Here is a 6,685-nt window from a genome sequence, read left to right as displayed (position 1 = left end):
CGGCTGCCCGCCCTGCGCCTCACGGGCTCGGCCAGCTACGGCGCCGACGACTGGGACCTCGTTTTCGACAACTGGGCCGCGACGTTGGCCGCCAGCGTCACGGGACCCATTTTCGACGCAGGGCGCCGCAAGGCAGAGGTCGAGCGCACCCGCGCCGTGGTGGACGAGCGCCTGGCCGCGTACCGGGAGAGCGTCCTGGTTGCGGCCAAAGAAGTCGAAAACGCGATGTTCGAGGAAGTGACGCAGGTTGAGTTTATTGCAGCGCTCGAGCGCGAACTCGATGCGGCGCGAAATGCCCATAAACAGGCGCTGCTGCGCTACCGCAAAGGATTGAACGACTACCTGCCCGTCCTCTCGGCCCTGTCCCAGCTTCAGGTGCTCGAGCGGCGTCTGGTACAGGCCGAACTCACGCGGCTCGACCTCCGGGTGCAACTGTGCGTGGCCCTTGGGGGAGCGTGGATGGCGCCCCAATATGAAGACATTCGAAGGCAGGACCAGGCGGAGGTCCCGCAGACTGACGAACGTTCGCCGAATGGGTAAGTGACCGGTCCTGTATGCCGGACTGGATGGACTATATATGCCACGTTATTGGAGCTGAAAACATATGGCAACGCTTCCAAAGACGAGTCCCGAGGAAGAGGCTTTGATCGAACCGGAGCCCGCGCGGTCGCCCGTATGGCTGGGCATCGGTGTCATTGTGCGCACGCTGTTGGTGCTCGCGATCCTGGCGGCCAGCGGATACGCTTCGTACCGCTGGTTGGCGAATCCTCCGGTTGCGCAGCGGCGTCCGCCTCAAAAAGAAGCCGCCCTGGCCGAAGTAGTGCCGGCCCATGTGCAGGCCGCAAACGTGATTGTGCGCAATATGGGCACGGTCGTGCCCGCCCGCGAGGTGAGTCTTGCGGCGAGGGTGAGCGGCCAGCTCGCGGAGATTGCGCCGGCATTCGTCCCTGGAGGGCATTTTGTTCAGGGCGAAACCATGGTCCGGATCGATTCGGCGGACTACGAGCTCGCCGTCGAACAACAGCAGGCGAACCTGGTCAAGGCGCAGTCGGACCTCAAGCTCGAGATGGGGCAGCAGTCGGTTGCTCAACTCGAATACAAGTTGCTCGGCGAGAACGCGCCCGAGGAAGACGAGGCGTTGTTGCTGCGCCAACCTCAACTCGAATCGATGAAGGCGGCGGTCGCTATTGCGCAGGCGGGATTGAACCAAGCCCGCCTCGACCTCGAGCGGACCGTGATCGCGGCCCCATTTAACGCGGTGATCCAGGAACGCAAAGTCGATCTGGGCGCGTACGTCAACCCGGGCTCGCCATTGGCCACGCTGGTGGATTCGGATGAGTACTGGGTGGAAGTCACGGTTCCGGTGGACGAGTTGCGCTGGCTCCAAATCCCGGGGTTCAACGGCGGCTCGGGTTCGCAAGCCCGGATTTACCATGAGCCGGCATGGGGACCCGGCGTCTACCGCGAGGGCCAAGTGCTGCGTATCCTCACCGACCTTGAAGAAGGCAGCAGGATGGCCCGTCTTCTGCTAGCGGTCAAGGATCCGCTCCAGCTTGGAGAAACCGAAGGCCCGCCTCATCCCCTTATCCTCGGCGCGGCCGTGCGCATCGAGATCATCGGCAAGGAACTGTCCGATATCGTTACGGTGCCCGCCTCCGCGGTGCGCGAGGGAGAGTACGTGTGGATCATGACTCCCGAGAAAACCCTCGAGATCCGTCCCGTGGAAGCTGCATGGAGAGACGTGGAAGTCGTTTACGTGTCTGAAGGCGTGCAGAACGGCGAGCTGCTCGTTGTGAGCGACTTGGCGACTCCCGTCAGCGGCATGCCGCTGCGGGCCGGCTCGAATGAACCCGCCCCGGCGGGAGAAAAGACCGCCCGCAGCGAAGGGGAGGAGCGTCAACCGTGAGCGCCGACCCAATCAGCCCCAAGAACCGCGGTTCCATCGCCTGGATGGCGCAACATTCGGTCGCGGCGAACCTCATCGTATGGGGATGTCTCCTGGGCGGGTTTGTTGCCATGCTGAGCATCAAGCAGGAGGTTTACCCTGACATTGCCCCCGACACGGTGTCGATCTCGGTGGACTATCCCGGCGCGAGCCCGGAGGAAGTCGAGAACGGCATCGTCCTTGCCGTCGAGGAGGCGGTGCGGTCCCTCGAGGGCGTCGACGAGGTCACGGCGACCGCCAGCGAAGGCCAGGGCGAGGTCGTGGTCGAGCTGCTGTTGGGAGAGGACGTCGAGCGCCTTGGACAGGACATCAAGAGCGAAGTGGACCGCATCATCACGTTCCCGGAAGAATCCGAGGAACCGGAGGTCCGTATTGACGCTCACCGCCGCGACGTGCTCGAAGTAGTCATCTACGGCGATGCCCCTGACACGACGCTCCACCAGGTTGCCGAACAGCTGCGCGACTGGCTGCTGCAGTCGCCGGACATTACGCAGGTTGATCTCGAGGGCACACCTCCCCTTGAGATCGGCATCGAGGTGTCGCAGGAAAACCTCCGCCGGTATCAGACCACGCCCGAGGAAATCGCACAGACGCTGCGCAATGCATCGATAGACCTTCCCGGCGGCGGTCTCAAGACCGGGGCGGGCGAGATCCTCCTGCGGCTGAAGGAACGGCGCGACTACGGGCGCGAATTCGCCGAACTGCCCGTAGTGACCACCGAACTGGGCAGCCAGGTGCTCTTAGAAGATATTGCCGTTATTGACGACAGTTTCGCGGATACGGACCGGTATTCCAAATTCAATGGCAAACGTTCAGTAATACTCGAGGTGTACCGCGTCGGCGAAGAGACGCCCATGCAGGTGTCCAAGGCGGTCAATAAGCTGCTCGACGAGTTCCAGCCGTATCTTCCTCCGGGAATCGAGGCCACCACCCACCACGACCGCTCGGAAACGTACCGTCAACGCGTCGAGCTGCTGGTGAAAAACGGAATCCTCGGGCTGGTGCTGGTGCTGGTATTGCTGGGGATCTTTCTCGAGGCGCGGCTGGCATTCTGGGTGATGATGGGCGTGCCGATTTCGTTCATGGGGTCATTTCTGCTTTTGCCCGCGGCGGACGTGACGATTAATATGATGTCCCTGTTCGGCTATATCATCGCCTCGGGCATCGTGGTAGACACCAACATCATTATCGGCGAGAACGTTTACTATTACCACCAGAAGGGGTTGCCGTTTATTGACGCGGCGATTCGCGGCACGCGCGAGGTGGCCTCGCCGGTAATCTTCAGCATTCTCACGAATATCGTTGGTTTCGTGCCCATCTATTTCATCCCCGGCTATGTCGGAAAGACGTTTCAGATGGTCCCCGTGGTGGTATGCGTCGTGTTCGTGATATCGCTGATCGAGAGCCTGTATGTTCTTCCTTCGCAGTTGGGCCATCAGCGCGACAGGAGCCGCAGCGGCCTCAGCAAGTGGCTCCATGAAAGGCAGCAGGCGTTCAGCCGGCGATTCCTGCATTGGGTGCACGATGGTTACGGCCCGTTTCTGGCGTTTACCCTTCGGCACCGCTACATCGCCATCGCGATTGCCCTCGGCGCGCTTTCTCTGAGCCTGTCGTATGCCCTGAGCGGCCGCATGGGCTTTCAACAGTTCCCCATCATCGAATCCGACTACGCCGACGCGCAGCTGGTCCTGCCGTACGGCACGCCCGTGGCCAAGACCGAAGCCATCATGGTTCGGCTCCAGGCGGGCGCGGAAAAAGTGATTGCCGAATGCGGCCATCCCGAGCTGGTGGTATCCATCACGGCTGATATCGGCCTCATGGGCAGCCACACGGGCCGTATGCGCGTGGAACTTGCTCAACCTGATATCCGCGATGACATCATGAGCACATCCGAATTTGCCCAGAAGTGGCGGGCCGCCGTGGGCGAGGTCGCAGGGGTCGAGTACTTGCGTTTCGCCTCGGATTCCGGCGGGCCGGGAAGCTGGGGGCGGCCGCTGGCCATCGAACTCAGCCATCGCAACATCGACATGCTCGAACTGGCCAGCGGAGAACTGGCCGATATTCTGGCCACGTATCCCGGCGTGGCCGATGTGGACGACGGGTTCCGGCCGGGGAAGGAACAGCTCGACTTTACGCTCAAGCCCGAAGGCAAGAGCCTGGGCCTGTCCCCGCGCGATGTTGCCCGCCAGGTTCGGTATGCGTTCTATGGCGCGGAGGTGTTGCGGCAGCAGCGCGGACGCAACGAGATCAAGGTGATGGTTCGTCTGCCCAAGGAGGAGCGCTCCTCTGAGAACACCGTCCATTCCCTCATGATCCGTACGCCCGCGGGGACGTTTGTGCCTTTTCGCGAAATCGCCGAAATCAAACGCGGCCGCGCGTACACCACCATCGACCGCCGCAACGGCCGCCGGGTGGTCGAGGTTTCGGCGGACATCACGCCCCGGAGCCGCGCAGGGGAAGTGCTCGCCGACCTGCAGGAGAACGTATTGCCCGAGTTCATGCGCACACATCCGGGTCTCTCGTATTCGTTCGAAGGGCAGCAGGCGGAGATCCGCGATAGCATGAACAGCCTTAAAGTGACCTTTGTTCTCGCGCTTCTGGCGATCTATGCCTTGCTGGCGATTCCATTTCACAGCTATACCCAGCCCCTGGTGGTCATGCTCAGTATTCCGTTCGGGATCGTGGGCGCGTTTCTGGGCCACCTTATTATGGGCTATGACCTGTCGATCCCGAGCATGTTCGGCATCGTGGCGCTGGCGGGGGTCGTCGTGAATGACGCGCTGGTCATGATCGATTTCGCGAACTTCCGCAGACGCGAGGAGGGACTGTCTCACCACGATGCCATCCATTCGGCGGCGGTACAGCGTTTTCGGCCGATCATGCTGACCACGCTCACCACGTTTGGCGGGCTGGCCCCGATGATCTTCGAAACGTCACGGCAGGCGAGGTTTCTCATTCCCATGGCGCTTTCGCTGGGATACGGCATTCTCTTCGGCACCGCGGTCACGCTCGTCATTGTCCCCGCGATGTATCTGAGCATTGACGACGCCCGGCGTGTGCTTGCCCGCATGGGCCGCGCCGTAGTGCCCGGAACAAGGGGCGCCGGGATTCAGGAACTCCCGTCCGCGAAATAGGCGCCGCCACGGACCATGCGTGAACCACCCCCGGGCATTTGTCCTGTGTGTAGACGTATACTGTGTTCGAACGAAATGACGCATGGTGTGCGTCTGTTTTCGGGAGGGTTCATGAGCGCGTTAGGCAGTGACGAGTGCCCGTTGCGGGTGGCGATTGTGGGGAGCGGCCCGAGCGGGTTTTACGCGGCCGAGTCGTTGTACAAAGCCGAGATACCCCTCCGGCTCGATATGTTTGACCGGCTGCCCACGCCGTTCGGGCTGGTGCGCGGCGGGGTAGCGCCCGACCATCCGAAAATCAAGACGGTGACCAAGATCTACGACCGTATCGCCGCCCATGAGGGGTTTCAGTTCTTCGGCAACGTTTTCATTGGCCGCGACATCGCCGTCGGCGAGCTGAAGCTCTTCTACGACGCGGTCATCTTCGCGTGCGGGGCCGAGACCGACCGCCGCCTCGGGGTTCCCGGCGAATCGTGCCCCGGCAGCCATACCGCAACCGAGTTCGTGGGCTGGTACAACGGCCACCCGGATTTCCGCGACCGGACGTTCGATCTCTCCGCCGAGGCCGCCGTCATTGTCGGCCAGGGGAACGTCGCGGTCGACGTCTGCCGCATCCTCTCGAAAACCGTCAACGAGTTGAAAAACAGCGATATCGCCCGACACGCCCTCGACGCCCTCGCGGAAAGCAGGATCAGGCGTGTCTATCTCATCGGACGCCGCGGGCCGGTGCAGGCGAAGTTCACGTCGCAGGAGTTGCGCGAACTGGGCGCGCTCGAGGCTTGCGCGCCTGTGGTCGACCCGGCCGAACTCGAGCTGGATCCCCTCAGCCAGGCCGAACTCGATGACCCCAACAACAAACACAGTCAGAAGAACGTGTCGATCCTCCGCGAATTCGCTGAACGATGCCCGGCGAATACACCGAAACAGTGCCATATCCGGTTTCTGCGCAGTCCGGTCGAAATCCGGGGCGCGGACCGTGTCGAGTCGGTCGTGCTCGAGAAGAACACGCTCGAGGGCGAGGCGTTCCACCTCCGCGCACGGGGCACCGGCGAGACGGAACAGATCCCCTGCGGGCTGGTGTTTCGCAGCGTGGGCTATCGCGGCGTTCCCATCCCCGGCGTGCCCTTCGACGAGGAACAGGGCATCTTTCCAAACATCGGGGGCCGCATCGTCGCGGATGGGCAGCCCATCGCCGGTCTTTATGCCTGCGGATGGATCAAACGCGGTCCCAGCGGCATCATCGGCAACAACAAGCCCGACAGCGCGGAGACGATAAAGGCGTTGCTCGACGACATGCCCTCGCTGCCGCCGTGTCCGCGGCGCGACAGTCTCGAGATGGCGCGGCTACTCGCCGGGCGCGGGGTGCGCGCCGTGTCGTATGCCGATTGGCGGGCCATCGACGCGGAAGAAATCGCACGCGGACAGCGCGCGGGCAAGCCCCGCGAGAAATTCACCCGCATCGAGGAGTTCCTGGCGCTGCTCGACAAGTAGGATGCCCTAACCGCGTTTGGGGGCGTGGAATCCAAACCCGAGCACCCGCAGAAACGCGATATTCGCCACCCATCCCAGCAGGTAAAACGGCGCGAGTTTCCACAGCAGGATCAACAGC

The 6,685-nt window shown here is 62.6% G+C and carries 4 protein-coding genes; all 4 read left to right on the top strand.

The annotated features are described in order from the left end of the window. The coding region (locus PLJ71_06190) for a TolC family protein (GenBank protein ID HQM48259.1) at nt 1–540 on the top strand (540 nt) is incomplete at its 5' end. Between the two features lie 64 nt (nt 541–604). Further along, nucleotides 605–1,906 (top strand): efflux RND transporter periplasmic adaptor subunit, encoded by a 1,302-nt coding sequence (locus PLJ71_06185; GenBank protein HQM48258.1) that lies wholly within the window; start codon nt 605–607, stop codon nt 1,904–1,906. A gap of 44 nt (nt 1,907–1,950) precedes the next feature. Then, on the top strand, nt 1,951–5,079 hold the full coding sequence (locus PLJ71_06180) for an efflux RND transporter permease subunit (protein ID HQM48257.1): 3,129 nt from the start codon (nt 1,951–1,953) through the stop codon (nt 5,077–5,079). 111 nt (nt 5,080–5,190) lie between these two features. Further along, entirely contained in the window at nt 5,191–6,567 is a 1,377-nt protein-coding gene (locus tag PLJ71_06175; GenBank protein HQM48256.1) for an FAD-dependent oxidoreductase, read from the top strand. The last annotated feature ends 118 nt before the right edge of the window (nt 6,568–6,685 follow it).

This window comes from Candidatus Hydrogenedentota bacterium, from assembly GCA_035416745.1.
In the GTDB taxonomy this organism is placed as follows: Bacteria; Hydrogenedentota; Hydrogenedentia; order Hydrogenedentales; family SLHB01; genus UBA2224.
This window is presented reverse-complemented; position numbering and strand designations above follow the sequence as displayed.

Excerpts from the sequence above, each read along its gene's own strand:
- PLJ71_06180 (HQM48257.1), top strand. The coding sequence starts at position 1,951 with ATGGCGCAACATTCGGTCGCGGCGAACCTCATCGTATGGGGATGTCTC.
- PLJ71_06175 (HQM48256.1), top strand. The coding sequence starts at position 5,191 with ATGAGCGCGTTAGGCAGTGACGAGTGCCCGTTGCGGGTGGCGATTGTG.
- PLJ71_06185 (HQM48258.1), top strand. The coding sequence starts at position 605 with ATGGCAACGCTTCCAAAGACGAGTCCCGAGGAAGAGGCTTTGATCGAA.